This is a genomic window from Chitinophagales bacterium (assembly GCA_020635995.1).
Classification (GTDB): domain Bacteria; phylum Bacteroidota; class Bacteroidia; order Chitinophagales; family UBA8649; genus JAFMKE01.
The window spans coordinates 91,284-111,967 of the sequence record JACJYS010000006.1 but is presented as its reverse complement, the minus strand read 5'-3'; the positions used below and the strand labels follow the sequence as shown (position 1 = coordinate 111,967).

The window sequence follows — 20,684 nt, the reverse complement described above, 5'->3', positions numbered from 1 at the left end:
AGATTTAAGATGTAAGACATAAGATTTAAGACTTATACTCACATCAATTTTTATTATTTAATTTTTAATTAGCACTATTATTTATATAATCTAAAACGCAGTACATATTATGTCAATAATTTCATCTACAAAAACAAAATTTGCCTTTTGTCTTATATCTTACGTTTTATCTCTTAGGTCTATTTCAACAACTCATATATCCCTGCTATTCCTTGTCCACCACCTATACAAGCTGTTACCATACCGTATTTTTTATTTCTTCTACGCAATTCGTTTAATATTTGAACCGTAAGTTTTGTACCTGTACAGCCTAATGGATGTCCTAAAGCTAAAGCTCCACCATTAACATTTACAATGCTTCTGTCTATATCTTTCATGTATTTTAATACACCTAAAGATTGAGCTGCAAATGCTTCGTTTAGTTCTATTAAATCAATATCGCTAAGTTTCATGCCTGCTTGTTTTAAAGCTTTTGGAATAGCTTCTACTGGTCCCATGCCCATTAAACGTGGGTCAACACCTGCCGTAGCAGATGTAATCATACGTGCCACAGGTTCTAAACCTAATTCTTTTACCATTTTTTCGCTCATAACTAAAACAAAAGCGGCTCCGTCTGATGTTTGAGATGAGTTTCCTGCTGTTACTTGACCACCCATTTTAAATACAGGACGCAATTTTCCTAAAGCTTCTACTGTTGTATCTGCTCTTGGTCCTTCATCTACATGTACGGTATATTTTCTTTCTTTTTTCTTGCCGTCTGCATAGTAAACTTCCTCTACTTCTACAGGCACTATTTCTTCTTGAAATACGTTTTTCTTCAGTGCCGCAAGTGCTTTTTGGTGTGATTCATAAGCGAACGTATCACTCTCTAATCTTGAAATATTGTATTTATCAGCAATGTTTTCTGCTGTTAATCCCATACCTATATAATAATCGGGGTGGGTGTTAGCTATTTCATAATTTGGTACTGTTTTAGTTCCCATAATAGGTACTAAACTCATAGATTCTGTTCCCCCGGCTAAAATACACTCCGCCATACCGGCTTTTATTTTTGCCACCGCCATAGAAATAGTTTCTACACCACTACCGCAGTAGCGATTAACTGAAACACCGCCTACGCTTTCGGGCAGATTAGAACGTAAAGAAACCCAACGAGCCATTTGCAAACCTTGCTCTGCTTCTGGCACTGCATTGCCTACAATAATATCATCTATTCTTGCAGGGTCTAACTCTGGTGTTTCTTTTAAAATGTAATTGATTACCTCTGCACCTAAATCTACAGGTGTGGTAAATCTAAAACCGCCTCTTTTGGCTTTTCCTACCGCGGTTCTATATCCTTTTACTATATATGCTTCCATTTTTTTTAGATTTTTAGACTTTTAGACCATTAGATTTATAGACGGTCTATCAGTCTATTTTTTTAGTTATTTTAATAAGTTTTCTCTAAATGTGTATATCATTTTGAGTAATTCTTCAATTTTATTATTTAAAGAATCTAATTCAAATTCTTTATAATATTCTAAATCAACAATAAGAATTAATATACCTTCAACTTCTAGCAATGAAGTATAAGCCATGTTTAAAAAGTTTGCAAAGTCCTTATCCGATACTCTGCCACTTCCCTCTACAATATTTAATGAAACAGAAACTATAGCTCTTCTAATTTGAGATGTCAAACCAAAACGCTCATCTTCAGGAAACGATTTAGATATTAAATAAATCTCCTTTACCAAGACTCTTGCTTCTTGCCATATTAATAGTTTTTTGTAGTTATGCTTCTTCATTAATAAATGTCTATATGTCTATCCTCTCAACATCTATACGTCTAATTTCTAAGTGGTTTTCCTGTTTTTAAAATACTCTGCATTCTCTCTAATGTTTTTCTTTCGCCACATAATGATAAAAATGCTTCACGTTCTAAATCCAATAAATATTGCTCAGAAACTTGTGTAGGTTGACTTAAATCGCCACCACAAAGTACATAAGCTATTTTTCTTGAAATTAAGGCATCATGCTCGCTTGCATATTTTCCTACTTGGAAACCTGCTATGCCTGCATATAATGCTGCCAATCCTGTTCTGCCTAATACGGTAATATCTGTTCGCATTACAGGCTGTGTATATCCTTCGTTATATAAAGCCAATACGTGTTCTTTTGCTTCGGCAATAGCTCTATTTTCATTTACCACTACTACATCTTTCTTTCTATCTAAAACACCTATTTGAAAACCTTCATGTGCAGATGTAGCCACTTTTGCTGTTGCAATAGCTGTAAATCTATCTGTTAATGTAGGAATTAAAGCGGTATCTGTAGCAAAAGCATCTGATGCTCTTAAAGCAAATTCTTTAGTTCCTCCACCGGCAGGAATAACGCCTACACCTACTTCTACTAAACCAATGTATGTTTCTGCTGAGGCAAATGCGGCATCTGAGTGCATGGTTATTTCGCAACCGCCACCTAAGGTCATGCCATGAGGAGCTGCCACTACAGGAACAGCACAATGTCTTATACGCATTACTGTATTTTGGAAATACTTAATGGCAAAATTTAGTTCATCCCACTCTTGCTCTGCTGCTTGCATTAATATCATAGCTAAATTAGCTCCGGCAGAAAAATTAGGTGCGTTGTTACCTATAACTATTCCTTTCCAGCCATCTTTTTCAGCTATATCTATTGCTTTGTTAATGCCTTGTAGCACTTCACTACCTATAGAGTTCATTTTTGTTTGAAACTCAACACACATTACGCCATCGCCTAAATCGTGAACTGTGCAGCCACTATTTTTATATACAGGCTCTTGACTACTTCTTAGGTTGTCAAGAATTACAAAATTCTCTCTACCCGGAACAACTTTATAAGATTTAGATGGAATATCATAATATTTTAAAGCTCCATTTTCTACTTTATAGAAAGAATCTGCTCCACTGGCTAACATTTCATCTACCCACTTAGCCGGTGCAAAACCCGCTTCTTTCATATTTGCTACCGTAGTAGCTACGCCTAATATATCCCACTGCTCGTAAGGACCTATTTGCCAGCCAAAACCGGCACGCATAGCATCGTCTATTCTATATAACTCATCAGAAATTTCTGGTATTCTGTTAGAAACATACTGAAATACCATAAAATTTAACTTGTTTAAAAACTGAGCGGCTTCATCTTTGCCTTTGGCTAAAGTTTTTAATCTATTATTTAAGCCACCTGCTTGCTTAGCTGCTCCTACTGAAGCAAATTTGCTTTTTTCAGACGGCACATACTCAAATGATTTAAGATCTAACTGCAAAATAACTTTTTTGCCGTTTTCATCTGTTGTTTTTTTGTAGAAACCTTGCTTAGTTTTATCTCCCAACCATTTGTTTTCTTCCATTTTTAAAACATAATCGGGCACATTAAAGGTTTCTCTCATTTCATCTTTAGGAGCATTATCATAAACACCTTTGGCTACTTTTATTAAAGTATCTAAACCTACTACATCGGCAGTACGGAAGGTGGCAGATTTTGGTTTTCCTGTTAAAGTGCCTGTTAAAGCATCAATATCTGCTACAGATAAGCCCATTTCTTGTTGCAATTTAAAAATGGCAGACATAGAAAACACACCTATTCTATTAGCTATGAAAGCCGGAGTATCTTTACATAAAACAGGCGTTTTTCCTAAATATAAATCGGCATAGTTTTCAAAAAACTTAACAATTTCTACATCTGTTTTAGATGAAGGTATTATTTCAAATAATTTTAAATAACGTGGAGGATTGAAAAAGTGCGTTCCACAAAAATGTTTTTGGAAATCCTCACTTCTGCCTTCCATTAGCATTTCAATAGGAATACCCGAAGTGTTAGAAGTAATTAAAGTGCCCGGTTTTCTGTATTTCTCTACATTTTCGTAAACCTGTTTTTTAATATCTAACCTTTCTATAACCACTTCTATTACCCAATCGCAATCGCTTATGAGGTTCATGTTGTCATCAAAATTTCCTGTAGTTATTCTATTTACAAAGTTTTTATCGTAAATAGGAGAGGGATTTGATTTTAAGGTAGCTTGCAAATCTCTGTTTACTAAGCTATTCCTCATGGCTGGTTTTTTCTTATCTTCTTCAGATAAATTAAAGGGTACAATATCCAGCAAAACCACCTCTAAACCAATATTGGCAAAGTGGCATGCTATACGTGAACCCATAACTCCCGAACCCAAAACGGCCGCTTTTCTAATGTGCCTTTTTGTAGCCGGAATTACGGTTTGTGCTTTCGCTTCTGCATTCATATATTATGTATTTATTTTTAGTTTTTAAATTTTATCAAACAAACGTTTGGTAAATATACGGCAAGAAAATGAAATGGGCAAATTTGAACTTAATCTATGATAATAATTTTCAAAATTTTAAGGATTTTATATTAACTTTTCTTTAGAAGAAAAGTTACAAAACCTACTATATGGTAGTTAGGGAATCTAACTAAGTTTTCAGCGACCCATTATAACCTTACAGTTTCGGAACATCAATTTAATAATTGTTTTATAAAAGGAATTTGGGATTCCCTACCCGCCTCTACCTGTCGGCAGACAGATGGAACGAAGTGTAATGAAGAATCTCAATTATTTAACCTTATAAAACAAAAAGAGATGCTTCTTCCGCTCCGCTTCATCAGCATGACGCTCCTGACTTGATGAATTTTTTACGGAAATTTTGGTTAATAGGTACTCCGTTTACAAACTTAAGGTGCACTTTTACTGACCTTAATCAAAAATACGTTAAGAAATGATGTAAAACAGACATCTAAAATGAATGAAATTATAAAAATGTAAACAGACAAATTAGTATGCTCCCACAAGTGAAAATACTTTAGGGAAATTGAAGTTGAGCATACATTAATTTGTCATCGTCTGTTTTATAGCATTTTAGTGTTTTTGATTACAGTCTTGACCTTTGGTTACCTTTGTGTCAAGACAAAGGTAAAAAAATACACTTGTTACCTATAATTCTGTATTCATAAATTATTCATTTAATATTGGTATGAAAACGGATAATTAGTAATAGTTTATCCCCTTCAATAAAAACTTTTTACCTTTACTACGCATGCCTAACTCATACTTTCAATTTAAGCAATTTAAAATAGAACAAAACAACTGTGCCAATAAAGTGAGCACCGATGCTTGTGTTTTTGGGGCAGTGGTGGCTCAAATGCTTAATAACACTCATAAAATTTTAGACGTGGGCTGTGGTAGCGGTTTATTGAGTTTAATGTTGGCACAAAAAGGAGCTAATGTTATAGGTATAGAAATAGAAAATAAATGTTACCAGCAAGCCAAAGAAAATATAAAGGAAAGTAGGTTTAGTAGTCAAATTGAAATTATAAATGATGATATAAGAACTTATAAAACGGAAGAAAATTTTGACTTTATTATTAGCAATCCGCCATTTTTTAATAACACTTATAAAAACCCAAATGAAACTAAAAATATAGCAAGGCAAGCAGAAACTTTGTGTGCTGAAGATTGGATTAAAATAATAGAAAATAATACGCAACAAAACACTATTTTAGCTTTGCTACTTTCTAATAATGATGTATTTGAAGCGTATAAAAGTGTATTTTCAAAAATGAAATACAGCAATCAAAAAATTATTATGCTTTACGATAAAAGAAATGCTAAATGTAAGCGTGTTATACTTTTGGCGAGCAGAAATGATAAGCTCCCTAATTTTTCAAATAGTATTACATATAAAAACAATGACAATAGCTATACACAAGAATTTACTAATTTGCTTAAATCTTATTATTTGTATTTGTAAAACCGAATAAGGAATACATAATAATCTAAACTATTTTGAATTAACAATTGGTATTATTTACTTTTGTAGGGTATGATAATAATTACAGGAGCAAGAGGTTTTATAGGAAGTAATTTGGTAAGTGCTTTAAATAAATTGGGCAAAACGGATTTAGTATTGGTTGACGAATTGGAAAACCAAGCTAAAAACCAAAATATTAGCCATACAAAATTTAAAGAACTAATACATAGAGATGATTTTATAGAATGGTTGCAAAAAAATGCCTCAAAAATTTCTTTTATTTTTCATTTGGGAGCTCGCACCGATACTACAGAGCAGGATAAAAGCATTTTTGATAAGCTAAACTTCAATTATTCTAAATCAATTTTTGAAATTTGTACTAAAAGCAATATTCCACTACTTTATGCATCTTCTGCTGCCACTTATGGCAATGGTTCTTTAGGCTATGATGATGCTATTAAAGCAGTAAACCTCTCGGCTCTAAACCCTTATGGAGAAAGTAAGCTGGCATTTGATAAATGGGTAGAAAACCAAACTAAAACTCCACCTTTTTGGGTTGGGCTTAAATTTTTTAATGTTTATGGACCTCATGAATTTCACAAAAACCGTATGTCAAGTGTAGTTTATCATGCCTTTAAACAAATACAAGAAACAGGAAAAATGCGTTTGTTTCAATCGCATAAAAATGGCATTAAAAATGGCGAGCAACAACGAGATTTTATTTATGTAAAAGATGTAGTAGATGTTTGCTTATATTTTTACAACACACAAAAAAATAGTGGCATTTATAATTTAGGAACAGGCACTGCTCGCACTTTTAATGATTTAGCTAAAGCCGTATTTTTAGCATTAAACAAAGAACCAATTATTGAGTATATTCCTACACCTATAGACATAAGAGATGCCTATCAATATTTTACTGAGGCTAAAATGGATAAATTAAGGCACACAGGCTACCAAAAAGAATTTACCACATTAGAGGAGGGCGTTAAAGATTATGTAGCTTTTTTATGTGCTCACTAAAAAATATCTTAGTAATTTGTTACTAATTTTACATCTATTTTATTGATATTTAATTTAAAAACAACTAACTTAGCAGAACGAAAGCTAAAAAGCATTAAAACGACTTCTTAGCTATATGTTGGCACACATTAAAACAAGCAAGATGTTTAAGAAACTATTTTCAAAAAAAGAACCTAAATCCTACGGACCGACTGAACCTATTTATCCTGGGGAATTATTTGAAGTTGGTGAAATAACGGATGACAATGGATTCTTTGGAGTTTCAAACATCAACAAGTCGTATGACAACTACCCAAATAAAAAATATTTCCCTTGGTGGATTCAAGTGACTCTAGAACTCGTTGACACTGATGATAGAAAAATGCCAACAGATAGTGAAGCTCAGATATTAAATGAACTAGAAGACAAAATTGAGCAGTTCATTAAGGAAAAACATAAAACTCACTTCATCGGACGAGTTACGCAAAATGGGTTTAGGGACATTATTTTTTATGTTGACCAACCAAGATTTGACCAAGAAAAAACAAATCTATTTTTTGACAAAGTTCAGGAACAAAGAAGAGTGAATTTTAATATGGAAAAGGACATCAATTGGAATAACGTTGGTGGATTAATAAAATAAAAACGTGTGCCAACAAAACCTATACGCAATGCGGGCTGACGAGATAAACGAAAGGACGGTGCTTTTAGTCCGCCAAAGCTCCGCTTTGACGTTTTTGTTGAATAAATTTAAAAACAAAAAACGCAGCTTTGGCTACCGTTTGTGCCAGATTGAAAGTTTCGGCTTTTCATTCCCGCACTGCGCATAGCCAAAACGTTCTGCTAAATAAAACCTAAAAACTACCTTTCCATTCCTTGCTTTTACTACAACATTGATTTATAGTCAACTTCAACAAAATAAGCTATTACTCAATTTTTATTACCTATCTATTATTATAATCCTTCTTTTTAATAATCAAATCCCTTTTTTTTCGTTTGTTTGCATAAAGAATGCTAACTGTTTGCTCAAAAAAATAGCTACTATATTATTATGTTGTTTTGGCACGCTAATACAAGCTCAAAATTTATCTAACTATGTGTCTAAAACCATGGTATTAGATAAAGACACTATTGTATTAGACAGCCTGAGTATATCTGCTTCTACTTTTAATATGCAAATAGATGGCAAAAACATAGAAAACTACACCCTTAATGCAGAAAATTCTCAGCTTATTATTCCCGAAGAATTAAAAAACAAAACCGCTAACATTTCTTACAGAACTTTCCCCGTACTTTTTGGCAAAAAATATTTTAATAGAGATTATTCTGCCTACAAAAAGGAAACAGAATCAACAGGATTTTTAATCAGCAATTCTACTCCTTCAAGTGGTAGTTATAATCAATCTTTAATAGATTTTGGCAATTTAGAATACAACGGAAACATATCAAGAGGCGTAGGTTTTGGAAATGCTCAAAGTTTAAATGTAAACTCCAGTTTTAATTTCCAATTATTGGGAATGATAACTAAAGATATAGAGGTAAAAGCCGTTATTTCTGACAATAATATTCCTATTCAGCCGGAAGGGAATACCGCTACGCTACAAGAATTTGACAAAGTTTATATTCAACTCAGAAAAGATGAACATTATTTAAGAGTTGGAGATTTTGACCTAAAAAGTCCCGGTTCTTATTTTATGAAATTTCAAAGAAACTTACAAGGAGCTTCTTACCATGGCAAACAGAAAGTAAAAGAAATAGGCACGGCAAGCGGTATGGCAAGTTTTGCCGTAGCCAGAGGAAATTTTTGTATTAATAACATAACTGCCATTGAGGGAAACCAAGGTCCTTACCGACTGCAAGGCAATAATGGAGAAGCATACATCATAGTTATGTCGGGTTCTGAAAGAGTTTTTATAAATGGTGTGCAGCTACAGCGTGGCGATAACAATGATTATGTAATTGACTATAATTTAGGCGAATTGCGTTTTACCCCAAATAAAATGATAACGCAAGATATGCGTATTCGTGTGGAGTTTGAATATGCCGAAAGAAACTATCTTAGAACACTTTATCACTTAAATGGTGGTTTTGAACACGAAAAAGTTGATGTTTCCGTAAATTTTTTCTCTCAGCAAGACGCAAAACGCCAAACCATAAACCAAGACCTTGATGATGATAAAATAGCGGTTTTAGAAAATGCAGGAGATAATGTAGAGTCTGCTTTTGCCTCGGGAATAAAACAAACCGATTTTGATGCCAGCCGAGTTTTATATGAGCAAAAAGACACTGTAATTAATGGCATTATTGACACTTTTTACACCTATTCTACTAATAAAAACGCAACGCTGTATTCTTTAAATTTTTCTAATGTCGGGCAAAATAATGGAAGCTATGAGCTAACATCTTCTGTAGCCAACGGTAGGGTTTTTAAATATGTAGGGCCAAACTTAGGAAGCTATCAGCCGGTTATTAAAGTAATAGCTCCCGAAATGCAACAACTTTTTACTTCCAGAGTGGCATACAAACCCATAAAAAGCATGAAAGCAGGAGCGGAGTTTGCTCTGAGCAATAGAGATTTGAATACTTTTTCTAAAATGGATAGAAGCGATAATATTGGCTACGGCTTAAACCTATTTTTTAATCAAACTATAAATTTGAAAAAGGATTCTACCAAAGCCATTTTAATAGATGGAAACTACGAGTTTAAACAGCAAGATTTTAAACCTTTAGAAAGATACCGAGCCGTTGAGTTTAACCGAAATTGGAGTATAAACAACGATACCGTTAGTCAAGACCATTTAGCAAACTTTTCAATTAGTTATATTAAACAAAACAAAGGTAATGTTAGCTATAATTTTAGTATGCTGAAACAAGGAAATATATACACGGGCTACGAAAACAGCCTATTGGTTAAATACAATACTAAAGGATTTGAAACAGAAAATAATATACAATATTTATATGCCAATACGGGCAATAGAAATATCCATTTTTTTAGACCGAAAATAAACATTGCTCAAAATTTTGCTAAAAACAAAACATACAAAATAGGAGCTACGTTAAATAATGAAATAAACCAGCAGCGTAATACTTTAACAGATTCATTGTACAATGAAAGTTTCTTATGGCAAGAATATGGTTTTTATATACAAAACCAAGATAGCCTGAGGCAGCATTTTAAACTAAACTACAAATTAAGGTTTCAGCACCTTGCCAAAGGAGAAAGTTTTGATAAACCCTATTTAAAAGCCCACCAAATAGAACTGACAGGACGAATTTTAGCTAAAAAAAATCATACTTTAAATTATAATTTAACCTACCGAAACCTACAGCAAGATACTTTATTTAGTGCAGCTAAAGACTTAAATCATTTTTATTTAGGAAGAATAGATTACGGCTTAGTGCTTTGGAAAGGGGCGGTGCGTGCCAACACTATGTACGAAATAGGAGCAGGTAGAGAGCAAAAAATACAATATACTTATATAGAAGCTCCCGATGGAGTGGGTAGTTTTGCTTGGGACGACATTAACGAAAACGGAGTGCAAGAGCTCAATGAATTTTATGTTTCGGCATTTGCCAATGAAAACCGATTTATCAAGTTTTTTCAAAATAGTTTAGAATTTCAGCCTGTTAATAGCACTCAGTTTAACCAAAGTATTCAACTAAACCCTAAAGCAGTTTGGTTTAAACAAAAAGGATTCCAAAGTTTTATAGCCCGATTTTCTACTAATACAGCTTTTCAATTTTCTAAAAAAGTATTTGCCACAGGCAATATTAAAGCACTAAATGTAATTAGTCCTTTTGTACATAATTTAAACGATAGTTTATTAGTTAGCAACAATACGAATATTAGAAATGTCATCTTTTTTAATAGAAGCGATACTAAATATGGTTTTGAATACACTTATCAATTTAGCAATAGTAAAACGCTTTTAACAAGCGGGTTTGAACGAAGAAAATTTATTTTAAATGAATTTAAAGCCCGCTGGAATTTTATAAAAGATTTTACATTAAATGGCAGCTACAGAACAGGATTTAAACAAAATGACTCTGATTTTTACTTTGATAGAAAGTATGAATATATTCTCAATGAAGCAGGTTCTTCATTATCGTGGCTATTCAAAAAAATGCTGAGAATTGAAGTAGAATATGAATACAGTTTTAAATCTAATCCTTTACCACAAATAGGTGGACAATTTGCTGTCAGCAATGAGGTAAGTACAAACTTAAGGTTTTCAAAAGCCAATAATTACAATATTACATCAACTTTTTCTTTTGTAAGTGTAGGTTACAATGATGATAGCTACACAAACGAGCAACTACAGTTTGATATGCTACAAGGCTTGCAAGAAGGCAACAACTTTGTATGGAATGTAGGTATAGATAAAACTTTTGCTAAGCTACTGCAAGTAAGTGTACAATATGACGGCAGAAAAACAGGAATAACAAAACCCGTGCATGGTGGCAGAGTGCAAGTGAGGGCGGTGTTTTAGAAACTCAGAAGCCTTATCCATTAAGAATAAGGCTTTGATTGTTTTGTTTTTAGCAATTATTTATTCTTTTTCTTTCGCATGCTTTTTATCCTCTATCCCTGTTACAATGTTTACCATTGTATTTTTAATTAAACTACCCTTTCTTCCATTTTTAAAGCCATTTCTAAAGCTGTCAAAAAAGAATTTGGTGTACATAACTGCATAATCGGCACATTGGCGGTGTGTAAAATTATCGCCTACTTTTCTATCTATTATATGCTTAGCTCCATGACTTCTCATATAATCTATTGCCACTATAGAGTTTTTATAATACACTTCTTCATCTCCGGTGCAGTAGCAAAACTGTACTGGAGAAGTAGGTACCCAATCATAAGTATTGTTTTGCTTTAAAACCTTAGTAAACTTAAAATTAGGATCATTTATAAACAAATCATACAAAGAATCTACTACCATGGTAAATGGCAACTCTGGCAGCATTTTATTGATATCGCCATAGTCAAAATCTTTACTTAGCATTTTATCTACTACATGTCTGTACTCCGGCTTAAAAATGTTTCTAAAATCAGTATCCGGAAAAATGTTGTAAATCTTATTATATCCATAAAGTAAATAGGGTAAATAATGTGGCTGAGGATACGGCTTATCCATTAGCTCTGTTTGCACACCACTCATATCATGAGCACCACTCATAGGAGAACTGGCGGTAACATGAAATTCATCAGCATATTTTTCTTGAATAGTTTTATGAACAGCTAAAGTGGCATGTCCTCCTTGAGAGTAGCCTGTTATAAAAAGTTTATCATTAACTTTTAAACCTATTTCTTCATTAATTTGCTTAACAGCTCTTAATAAATCTACACCACTCTGTCCTTCTGTTTCTAAATGCTGATATGGATGAAAACCTTTTGCTCTTCCTAAACCGATATAATCTTGCCATGCCACAGCATAGCCGTCTGCTGCAAATATTCTGCATATTGTTCCTTCGCCATTATAAGCATAATTTTTTCCTACTCTATTTTTCATAGTAGTACCATGGTTATATTGCATCGTAGCTATTTCATAAGGAAAATCTATAGGCACATAGTATAATCCTGTAGCTACCACCTTTTCTCCGTTGGGCAAAGAGGTATTGTAATACAGTTCATACACATCTACAGCCGATGCTGTTATAGGAGAAATAGCTTTAGGTAAACTATTTTTTTTCCAAAGTTCTTTTAAATCGTCCTTAGTAATATGGTCAACTTTTTCGTATTTAATAAGAGTTTGGGCGTTTAAACTAAGCGTTAAAAGCAAGATAAAGGTGGTTAAGATGTTTTTTTTCATTCTTTAAGATATTTATGTTTATTGAAATTTAATTAAAATAATGGTTTTCCTGTTTTCATTTTCCCTCCAGATTTTCTTCTTTGCTTTTTCTTAGCTTTATCTCTCTTTTTTACAGATTTACTCAATTTTCCTGTAGTTTGGCTTGAAGTATAAGTTGAGCAGTGAGGACCTTTACAAGAAGGCATACTACCAATAACAAATAATGAAACAATAATTATTAAAAGAGTTTTTTTCATAAATCAATTATTTACAAACAATCTATTATCAAATAAAAAAGGTTCTATATTTTTAATCTTTATTTTATCAAAATCTTTATGCAAAGGATTTATCAAAAAATTAAAATCGCCTTTTACAATTACAGAAGGCACTTTTAAAGCTAAATACTCTTGCTCGCTAACAAAATCATCTCCTATTAACTGCGTATTTCCATTATGAGGAATATTATCCCAGTTTTTTGGCAAATCTTCTATTTTAAGTTCTTCAATCATAGTATTATTTGGTATTTCTATAGTTACCAAACTAAAATCTTTAGGCATAATACCATACGATAAATGTACCGCCACCTCTGTCATAGCCAATGCTCTTGATTGGCTTGTATATAACATAGCTACGCCCTTACTATTCCATCTTCCCCCAAATTTTTCAGCTCCAAAACCGTTTATACTTTTCGCATATTTTGTTTTGGTTATTCTATAAACTTCCATAGTATTATGCTAATATACCATGCTCTATACGACCAAGCTCATCTTTAAGTACTTGAATACCAAAGGTGCTATCTAATAGTGTTTTAGGAACTATACCACCCAATGCAACATTTGAAGTACTCAACCACTGATTAAAATTATCTATAGAACCAAAAACTTCTACGCCATAATTAGTAAGCATACTTACTTCGTATATTTTTTCTGTATATAAAGCATCAAAATTTTTATTTTCTTTTTGATAGCGCTGCATGGTTCTTTCTGAAATATGCAAAAAACCAGCCCACTCTGAAATTTTAAAAGGTGTATTTTTTACTAATTTTGAAAAAGCATTAAAAGAAATTCCTTTTTTTATTTTTTCTATTAAGGTAAAAATACTACTATCATCTGCTACTGCATATACTGCCATTGGCTCTTCTACTACTAAATTTTTATTACTATTGTTTTTATAATTTTTCATTACTATTCTCTTTGTTCTTCCACAAAGATAATACTTTATTTTTGGTTTTATGTCATTTGTCGTATTTTTTTTGACAAAATTCGTTATTATTTTTAGCATATTCAACCAGCATTGGTCTTGGCTTAAATTTTACACCATATTTTGCTTGTAGTTCTTCCATTCTTGCTACTATTTTATCTGCACCTTGCTGATCTACATATCTAAAAGGACCTCCTGTAAATGGCAAAAATCCAATACCAAACACGGCTGCTAAATTTCCATCTTGTGTGTTTCTTATTATTCCTTCTTCTAAACACATCACTGCTTCATTTATCATTAAAAGTAGTGCTCTATCTTGAATTTCTTCTATGGCTAATTCTTTACTGCCATTTCCTTTAAAATATTTATAAGCATCTGGGTCTATACCTGCTTTTTTAGCCCGTCCATTTTTTATTTCATACTTATAAAACCCTTTCATGTTTTTCTTGCCTAATCTTCCATCTTTAAACATTTTTGTAGTAGCGTCATTTGCTTCAAAACCTTCTCTACCTTTGCTCAATGCTTCGGCACTACTTTCTGCCACATGAGCGGCTATATCTAAACCCACTTCATCTAATAAAGAAATTGGTCCAACAGGAAATCCTTTTTTTATTAATGCTCTATCTATTTTATCTAATGCCACTCCTTCGTCTGCCATTATTAAACATTCATTCAAATACGGAGCCAATATTCTATTTACATAAAAGCCCGGTCCATCTTTAACTACTATTACGGTTTTGCCTTGCTTTACACCAAAATCGTAACATGAAGCAATAACATCTTCTGATGTTTTTTCTGTTCTTACTATTTCTAACAACTGCATTTTAGGTACTGGCGAAAAATAATGCATGCCTATAACTTGCTCCGGTCTTTTTACATCGCTTGCCATCTCTGTTACAGAAAGTGAAGATGTATTTGTAGCAATAACAACATCTTCTCTACAATTTTCTTCTACTTCCTTAAAAATAGACTTTTTTACTTTCATGTTTTCAACAACAGCTTCTATCACTATATCCGCTTTGTCATAATCTTGATAAGTTGTTCTTGTTGCTACATCGTTAATTATTTCTTGTGCTTTAGCATCACTTATTTGTTTATACTTAACTTTCTTTGCTATAGATTTCCAAATTTGTTGCTTGGCTCGTTGCATCATTTCGGCACTTAAATCTTTAAGCAGTACATCTATACCTTTCATTACGCTCACTTCTGCTATGCCTTCCCCCATAAATCCGGCACCTATCATTCCTAAAGTTTTTAATTCTTTAACTGGCTTGCCTTCTTTTTTGTAAGGATTCTTTTTATTGTCTGTCATTCCAAAAAATAGACTACGTAAAGCATCGCTTTCCGGAGTTAGCATTAAGGTTTCAAACAAATCAAGTTCTTTTTCATAACCAGCGGCATTTCCTTTTTTAATGCCCGTTTCTATACAATCTATAATAGCAGGAATAGCAGGATAGTTGCCTTGCGTTTGTTTAGCACTTACTTTTTTTGCTTGATTAAATACTATATTATTTCCTATAGAAGTATGGTCTAAAAATTTGTCCATTAAGCTTAGCTTTCTTTCCGGTCTTTTCCATTTTCCATCTATTATTTTTTGACAAATTTGGGTGGCTACAGAGTGTAGTTTGCTATGATTACAAACTTCATCTACTAAACCCATTTTTTTAGCTTGATAAGGATAGATATTTTTGCCCGTAAGAATCATATCTAAAGCTTTTTGCAAACCTATTCTTTTAGGCAAACGCTGCGTACCACCGCCACCGGGAAGCAAACCTAATTTAACTTCGGGCAATGCCAATTTTGTATGAGTAGCATCTGTACAAACTATAGCGTGGCATGCCAAAGGCAGTTCTACACCTAAACCATAGGCTGTGCCATTTATAGCTGCTACCACAGGTTTATTTCCTGCTTCCAGTTCTCTAAGTCCTGCGTGTCCTTTTGCGGCTATAGGCTTAAAATCGCCCTTTTTTTCAATGGCAAAAGCTTTAATATCTGCCCCAGCTATAAAATCTTTTTTAGCGGAAATAATCACCGCACCTTTAATTTCATTGTCTGTTTTTATTTCATGAAAAACTTCATCAAGCACTCCCATCATATCGGGCGAAACCACATTCATTTTTTCTATCTGATGGTCTAACCAAATAGTAGCTATTCCATTTTTCTTTTCTACTCTTAAAACGTCTTCTCTTTTCATTTTTTTGTTTAGATTTTTAGTATTCAGATATCAGAAGTTACACTCCATAAATCTGAGTTATAAGGACTTCATTAATCCCTCAATCATTTTTCTAATTTCTTATAATCAAACTTGAACTTTCTTTCTTTATATAATTTAATTTATAGCAAATAATAATTAAATTTTAAACCTCATATTATCTTATGTCTGACGTCTGATATCTATTAGCCTGTTTTTCTTTTCCGACTTCGGGATTCCTGCATCCGCAGGAATGACGTTATCTGACGTCTGTTTTCTATCATTAATATTTCTTTATTAACATAGCATGCCCGTGTGCTCCTGCTGCACAAGCAGCTAAAATGGCATATTTTCCATTTTCGGCTATTAATCTATTAGCAGCAGTAGTTAGTAATCTGCTTCCTGTAGCTCCAAATGGATGCCCAATACTTAACGAGCCTCCCCATAAATTCAATTTATTAAAATCTACTTTTCCTACTGCTTTATCTCTCCCTAAATTTTCTTTAGCAAAACTATCACTTTCTAAAGCTTTTATGTTAGCCAAAACCTGCCCGGCAAATGCTTCGTGAATTTCTAAAACATCAATATCTGAAAGTTGTAAATTATTGCGTTTCAAAATTTCAGAAATAGCATACGTAGGTCCCAATAAAAGTTCGTCATATAAATCTTGACCAGTAAAAATATAATCTACTATTTCTGCTTTTGGAGTTAAACCCAGCTCCTTTGCTTTTTCTTCCGTAGCTATAAGCGAAGCTGCTGCTCCGTCTGTTAAAAATGAAGAATTTGCAGCTGTAAGCGTTCCATATTTTTTGTCAAAAGCAGGACGCAGTTTTGCTACTTTTTCTATACTTGAATCTCCTCTCACACCATTGTCCTTTTCTACCGGCTTAAATTTAGGTGCTAATTCTACGGGTGTAACTTCTTTACCTAAATGCCCATCTTCCCACGCTTGGGCTGCCAGCTTATGAGAACGCACCGCAAACTCATCTTGCTCCTCTCTACTTACGCCAAATCTCGCTGCCATCATATCACAGTCTTCGCCCATTACTCTATTGGTTATAAACTCTGCCACCTTTGGACGCTCCGGTAAAAAATCTTTATAGCTTAAGGAAAATAAAAACTTCATTGTATCGCCAAAACCTTTCAATTTTTGAGCTGCAAATAATTTCTTTTGCATTTCTCTTCTAAAAGTAATAGGCGTATCTGAAGTACAATCTACTCCTCCCGCAATAGCTAAATCATACTGTCCATTTTTAATTTCATTAAAAGCACAACTTATAGCTCTATTTGCCGAAATACATGCCATAGTGGTAGTATAACACGGTGTAGTATTGGGCACGCCAGCCGTTATAGCCGATTCGCGAGCTACATTGCTGGTTTTTAAGTTAGAAATAACTGTTCCCATTATCACTTGCCCCACCTCTTTGGGGTTTAAACCCGTTTTGGTTAATAAACCTTTAATGGCGTGCTGCCCAAGCTGGTAGCTCATTAAATTCATATAATCAGTTCCCGATTTTAAAAATGGTGTACGGTTTCCATCTATAACAATTACTTTTTTACTCATTTTTTATTAATTTTGAAAAATCAATGCTTGCATTGCAAATGTAAGGTAAATAATTATGATAGAGAAAAAAGATTTAAACCAGAGCGATTCTTTTGTAGAAGCAGCTTCGCATTTAATTGTATATCAGATAAAAACTTCTTGGCTAAATATTCAAAAAATAGGCGACAAGATGTCTAAAAAGTATGATGTTACATTATCTATTGCTTTTGTATTAATGGCTATTTTTGAAGATGAAGGTACGCCCGTTACTAAAATAGCTCCACGCATAGGCTTAGAACCTAATAGTTTAAGTAGAGTGCTTAAAACAATGGAACAAAAGAAGTTTATTAAAAAAATAGCGGATAAAAAAGATAAGCGAATTGTGCTAATTAAACTTACAAAAAAAGGTAAAGAGCACAGAGAAATAGCTTTGCGTGCTGTTTTTAAAATAGAAAACAACCTTGCCGAAGGTATAGATAAAAATGATTTAACGGCATTTTTTAGAGTGATGAATGTAATTAACCATAAATTAAGTACAAATATTTAGTAAACACTTTTACTATTAATGTAGAAAAAGAAAGTTTAGCTCTCAAAGATTTTTTACCTTTATAAAAAAATTAATGCCATGATAAAACGACCTTTTAACTTAACTAAATGGATTGAAGACAATAGAGATTTATTAAAACCTCCTGTAGGTAATAAAAATCTGTATAAAGAATCGGGAGATTATATAGTGATGATAGTAGGTGGACCCAATGCCAGAAAAGACTATCACTACAATGAAAGTGAAGAGTTGTTTTATCAGCTTGAAGGCAATATTACCGTAAAAATACAAGAAGAAGGCAAAGCTGTAGAAGTTAAAATTAATGAAGGCGATATGTTTTTGTTGCCGGCTAAAGTTCCTCATTCTCCTATAAGACCTGCAAATACTGTAGGTTTAGTGGTAGAACTTAAAAGAAAAGATGATGCTACAGACGGCTTGCTTTGGTTTTGCGACAACTGTAACCACAAACTACATGAAACCTATTTTAAACTAACCAACATAGAAAAAGACTTTTTGCCACGCTTTAAAGATTTTTATACCGACAAAGAAAAAAGAACTTGTAGCAAATGCGGTACGGTAATGGAAGCAGATGAGAGGTTTATTTAGTTTACTACTATTCAAATTTATTTAAAAATATGATTTTTAAACAAGACGAACAATTTGCCCTACAATTAGATAAAGAAGACGAATTAGCATCCTACAGAAATGAATTTTATATCCCTAAAGTAAATGGAAAAGAATCCGTTTATTTTACAGGTAATAGCTTGGGTTTGCAATGCAAAAAAGTGGCAACATACATAGCTCAAGAACTGGAAGACTGGAAAGAATTAGGCGTAGAAGGACATTTTCACGGCAAAAATCCATGGTTTTCCTACCACCATTTTTTAACTAAACCTTTGGCTAAAATTGTGGGAGCTAAAGAAAATGAAGTTGTAGCTATGAATGCTCTTACTGTTAATTTAAACCTATTAATGGTTAGTTTTTATCGCCCTACAAAGCAACGCTATAAAATAATAATGGAAGCAGATGCTTTTCCTTCTGACCATTACGCTATTCAGCAACAAGTGAAGTTTCATGGTTATAAAATAGATGATGCCATTGTACAATTATATCCAAAGGAAAATGAGCATACTTTAAGAACCGAAGACATTGTTAAAACAATAAATCAGCATAAAGAAAACTTAGCTTTAGTGCTTTTAGGTGGTGTAAACTACTATACCGGGCAGTTTTTTGATTTAAAAACAATAACAGAAGCCACTCATAATGTAGGGGCTTTAGCCGGATATGATTTAGCTCATGCGGTAGGAAATGTTCCTTTAAAACTTCATGACTGGAATGTGGATTTTGCCACTTGGTGCAGTTATAAATATTTAAACTCCGGTCCTGGTGGCGTAAGTGGAGTTTATATAAACGAAAAACATACTAAAGATAAAGACATTCCACGTTTTGCCGGCTGGTGGGGGCATGAAGAAAAAACGCGTTTTAAAATGGATAAAACTTTTGTACCAACTCAAAGTGCTGAAGCGTGGCAAATGAGCAATGCTCCCGTGCTTTCTATGGCAGCACATAAAGCTTCCTTAGAACTTTTTAATGAAGTAGGTATGGAAAAATTGAGAGCTAAAAGCGAAAAATTAACAGCTTATTTGGAATGGCTAATTCTACAAAATAACTTTGGTTTTGAAATAATTACCCCAAAAAACAAAGAAGAAAGAGGTTGCCAATTATCATTATTGACAGGAAATAATGGCAAACAGCTTTTTGAAAAACTGACAAAAGCAGGCGTTATTGCCGACTGGAGAGAACCCAATGTTATACGCATAGCTCCTGTACCTTTGTACAATAGCTTTCAGGATGTTTGGCGTTTTGTGGAGATACTAAAATCTTAATGAATTACATATTAATCATTTTAATTTCTATTTTAGGCTATTCACTTAATGCTCAGGCTCCCAATGGTTATAAACTATTTTGGGAAGATAATTTTGAAGGACAAAGTTTAGACTTAAACAAATGGAAATACCGAAATTTAGGTAAAAGGAGAGATGCTTTTAATGTAGAAGCTATGGCAACTGTTCAAAAAGGTTATTTAGCATTAAGAACAGAACAAAAAAATGATACTATTTTTTCTTCAATAATAAGTACGCAGGGTAAATTTGAAACTACTTACGGATATTTTGAGGTACGCTGTTTATTGCAAAATGAAGAAGGACATTGGTCTGCTTTTTGGCTTCAAAGCAATATTTTAGGAAAATACATAGGCGATGTAGCTAAAAGCGGTGCTGAAATAGATATTTATGAATTTTTGCCATTGCACAAAAATGAAATACACCACACCATACACTATGACGGCTATGGCAAAGACCACAAATCGGAACACAAAAAAGTGAAAATGCGAAAATTTGATTCCTATCAGTTTCATACCTTTGGTTTAGAGTGGACACCAGAATCTTATACTTATTATATAGACGGCAAACCTACCGCAACGTTTAAGAAAGGTATTTCTCAAAGAGACCAATACATTATTTTAAGTTTAGAAGTTGGAGATTGGGCTGGCAATATTAATAATGCTAAACTACCCGATTATCTTATAGTTGATTATGTGAAAGTTTATAAGAAAGAATAAATATAA

General features: G+C 33.2%; 17 protein-coding genes. 8 read left to right on the top strand and 9 right to left on the bottom strand.

The genetic code is table 11. From position 1 onward, the window contains the following. Positions 1 to 179: 179 nt before the first annotated feature. From H6578_09750 to H6578_09740, 3 genes are all read right to left on the bottom strand, one after another. Complete coding sequence (locus H6578_09750; GenBank protein MCB9227436.1) at positions 180 to 1,358, bottom strand: thiolase family protein; 1,179 nt, start codon at positions 1,356 to 1,358, stop codon at positions 180 to 182. A gap of 66 nt (positions 1,359 to 1,424) precedes the next feature. After that, entirely contained in the window at positions 1,425 to 1,784 is a 360-nt protein-coding gene (locus tag H6578_09745; protein MCB9227435.1) for a four helix bundle protein, read from the bottom strand. A gap of 41 nt (positions 1,785 to 1,825) precedes the next feature. Continuing rightward, a complete protein-coding gene (locus H6578_09740; GenBank protein ID MCB9227434.1) occupies positions 1,826 to 4,258 on the bottom strand; it encodes an enoyl-CoA hydratase/isomerase family protein in 2,433 nt (810 codons plus the stop codon). An 811-nt stretch (positions 4,259 to 5,069) separates the two neighbouring features. On the opposite strand from H6578_09740, the gene H6578_09735 reads away from it, so the two are divergent. The 4 genes from H6578_09735 (at position 5,070) to H6578_09720 (ending at position 11,278) form a co-directional block, all read left to right on the top strand. After that, positions 5,070 to 5,783, top strand: coding sequence for a methyltransferase (locus H6578_09735; protein MCB9227433.1), 714 nt, complete (start codon positions 5,070 to 5,072; stop codon positions 5,781 to 5,783). A gap of 72 nt (positions 5,784 to 5,855) precedes the next feature. Next, a complete protein-coding gene (gene rfaD, locus H6578_09730) occupies positions 5,856 to 6,806 on the top strand; it encodes an ADP-glyceromanno-heptose 6-epimerase (GenBank protein ID MCB9227432.1) in 951 nt (316 codons plus the stop codon). 142 nt (positions 6,807 to 6,948) lie between these two features. Next, complete coding sequence (locus H6578_09725; GenBank protein ID MCB9227431.1) at positions 6,949 to 7,428, top strand: DUF695 domain-containing protein; 480 nt, start codon at positions 6,949 to 6,951, stop codon at positions 7,426 to 7,428. Between the two features lie 379 nt (positions 7,429 to 7,807). Beyond that, positions 7,808 to 11,278, top strand: coding sequence for a hypothetical protein (locus H6578_09720; GenBank protein ID MCB9227430.1), 3,471 nt, complete (start codon positions 7,808 to 7,810; stop codon positions 11,276 to 11,278). A 60-nt stretch (positions 11,279 to 11,338) separates the two neighbouring features. Here H6578_09720 and H6578_09715 read toward each other — a convergent pair whose 3' ends face one another. The 6 genes from H6578_09715 to H6578_09690 all read right to left on the bottom strand — a co-directional run bounded on the left by H6578_09715 (position 11,339) and on the right by H6578_09690 (position 17,535). Beyond that, the gene (locus H6578_09715; protein MCB9227429.1) at positions 11,339 to 12,601 is read right to left on the bottom strand and encodes a hypothetical protein; all 1,263 of its coding nucleotides are present in this window, start codon (positions 12,599 to 12,601) and stop codon (positions 11,339 to 11,341) included. A 32-nt stretch (positions 12,602 to 12,633) separates the two neighbouring features. After that, positions 12,634 to 12,837 (bottom strand): hypothetical protein, encoded by a 204-nt coding sequence (locus H6578_09710; GenBank protein MCB9227428.1) that lies wholly within the window; start codon positions 12,835 to 12,837, stop codon positions 12,634 to 12,636. 3 nt (positions 12,838 to 12,840) lie between these two features. Next, positions 12,841 to 13,305 (bottom strand): RES family NAD+ phosphorylase, encoded by a 465-nt coding sequence (locus tag H6578_09705; GenBank protein MCB9227427.1) that lies wholly within the window; start codon positions 13,303 to 13,305, stop codon positions 12,841 to 12,843. 4 nt (positions 13,306 to 13,309) lie between these two features. Continuing rightward, positions 13,310 to 13,762, bottom strand: coding sequence for a DUF2384 domain-containing protein (locus tag H6578_09700; protein ID MCB9227426.1), 453 nt, complete (start codon positions 13,760 to 13,762; stop codon positions 13,310 to 13,312). A 52-nt stretch (positions 13,763 to 13,814) separates the two neighbouring features. Beyond that, the gene (locus H6578_09695; protein MCB9227425.1) at positions 13,815 to 15,974 is read right to left on the bottom strand and encodes an enoyl-CoA hydratase/isomerase family protein; all 2,160 of its coding nucleotides are present in this window, start codon (positions 15,972 to 15,974) and stop codon (positions 13,815 to 13,817) included. Between the two features lie 280 nt (positions 15,975 to 16,254). Next, entirely contained in the window at positions 16,255 to 17,535 is a 1,281-nt protein-coding gene (locus H6578_09690; GenBank protein ID MCB9227424.1) for an acetyl-CoA C-acyltransferase, read from the bottom strand. Between the two features lie 55 nt (positions 17,536 to 17,590). Between H6578_09690 and H6578_09685 the strand changes: the two genes are divergently transcribed. The 4 genes from H6578_09685 (at position 17,591) to H6578_09670 (ending at position 20,678) form a co-directional block, all read left to right on the top strand. After that, a complete protein-coding gene (locus tag H6578_09685) occupies positions 17,591 to 18,061 on the top strand; it encodes a MarR family transcriptional regulator (protein ID MCB9227423.1) in 471 nt (156 codons plus the stop codon). A gap of 78 nt (positions 18,062 to 18,139) precedes the next feature. Beyond that, entirely contained in the window at positions 18,140 to 18,664 is a 525-nt protein-coding gene (locus H6578_09680; GenBank protein ID MCB9227422.1) for a 3-hydroxyanthranilate 3,4-dioxygenase, read from the top strand. A gap of 29 nt (positions 18,665 to 18,693) precedes the next feature. After that, complete coding sequence (gene kynU, locus H6578_09675; GenBank protein ID MCB9227421.1) at positions 18,694 to 19,944, top strand: kynureninase; 1,251 nt, start codon at positions 18,694 to 18,696, stop codon at positions 19,942 to 19,944. Beyond that, positions 19,944 to 20,678, top strand: a complete 735-nt coding sequence (locus tag H6578_09670) for a glycoside hydrolase family 16 protein (protein ID MCB9227420.1) — start codon at positions 19,944 to 19,946, stop codon at positions 20,676 to 20,678. Before kynU ends, H6578_09670 begins: the two co-directional genes overlap by 1 nt. The last annotated feature ends 6 nt before the right edge of the window (positions 20,679 to 20,684 follow it).

What these genes read in the sequence shown, in the direction of transcription:
- H6578_09750 (MCB9227436.1), bottom strand. Translation starts at nt 1,358, where the DNA reads ATGGAAGCATATATAGTAAAAGGATATAGAACCGCGGTAGGAAAAGCC.
- H6578_09745 (MCB9227435.1), bottom strand. Translation starts at nt 1,784, where the DNA reads ATGAAGAAGCATAACTACAAAAAACTATTAATATGGCAAGAAGCAAGA.
- H6578_09740 (MCB9227434.1), bottom strand. Translation starts at nt 4,258, where the DNA reads ATGAATGCAGAAGCGAAAGCACAAACCGTAATTCCGGCTACAAAAAGG.
- H6578_09735 (MCB9227433.1), top strand. Translation starts at nt 5,070, where the DNA reads ATGCCTAACTCATACTTTCAATTTAAGCAATTTAAAATAGAACAAAAC.
- rfaD (MCB9227432.1), top strand. Translation starts at nt 5,856, where the DNA reads ATGATAATAATTACAGGAGCAAGAGGTTTTATAGGAAGTAATTTGGTA.
- H6578_09725 (MCB9227431.1), top strand. Translation starts at nt 6,949, where the DNA reads ATGTTTAAGAAACTATTTTCAAAAAAAGAACCTAAATCCTACGGACCG.
- H6578_09715 (MCB9227429.1), bottom strand. Translation starts at nt 12,601, where the DNA reads ATGAAAAAAAACATCTTAACCACCTTTATCTTGCTTTTAACGCTTAGT.
- H6578_09710 (MCB9227428.1), bottom strand. Translation starts at nt 12,837, where the DNA reads ATGAAAAAAACTCTTTTAATAATTATTGTTTCATTATTTGTTATTGGT.
- H6578_09705 (MCB9227427.1), bottom strand. Translation starts at nt 13,305, where the DNA reads ATGGAAGTTTATAGAATAACCAAAACAAAATATGCGAAAAGTATAAAC.
- H6578_09700 (MCB9227426.1), bottom strand. Translation starts at nt 13,762, where the DNA reads ATGAAAAATTATAAAAACAATAGTAATAAAAATTTAGTAGTAGAAGAG.
- H6578_09695 (MCB9227425.1), bottom strand. Translation starts at nt 15,974, where the DNA reads ATGAAAAGAGAAGACGTTTTAAGAGTAGAAAAGAAAAATGGAATAGCT.
- H6578_09690 (MCB9227424.1), bottom strand. Translation starts at nt 17,535, where the DNA reads ATGAGTAAAAAAGTAATTGTTATAGATGGAAACCGTACACCATTTTTA.
- H6578_09685 (MCB9227423.1), top strand. Translation starts at nt 17,591, where the DNA reads ATGATAGAGAAAAAAGATTTAAACCAGAGCGATTCTTTTGTAGAAGCA.
- H6578_09680 (MCB9227422.1), top strand. Translation starts at nt 18,140, where the DNA reads ATGATAAAACGACCTTTTAACTTAACTAAATGGATTGAAGACAATAGA.
- kynU (MCB9227421.1), top strand. Translation starts at nt 18,694, where the DNA reads ATGATTTTTAAACAAGACGAACAATTTGCCCTACAATTAGATAAAGAA.
- H6578_09670 (MCB9227420.1), top strand. Translation starts at nt 19,944, where the DNA reads ATGAATTACATATTAATCATTTTAATTTCTATTTTAGGCTATTCACTT.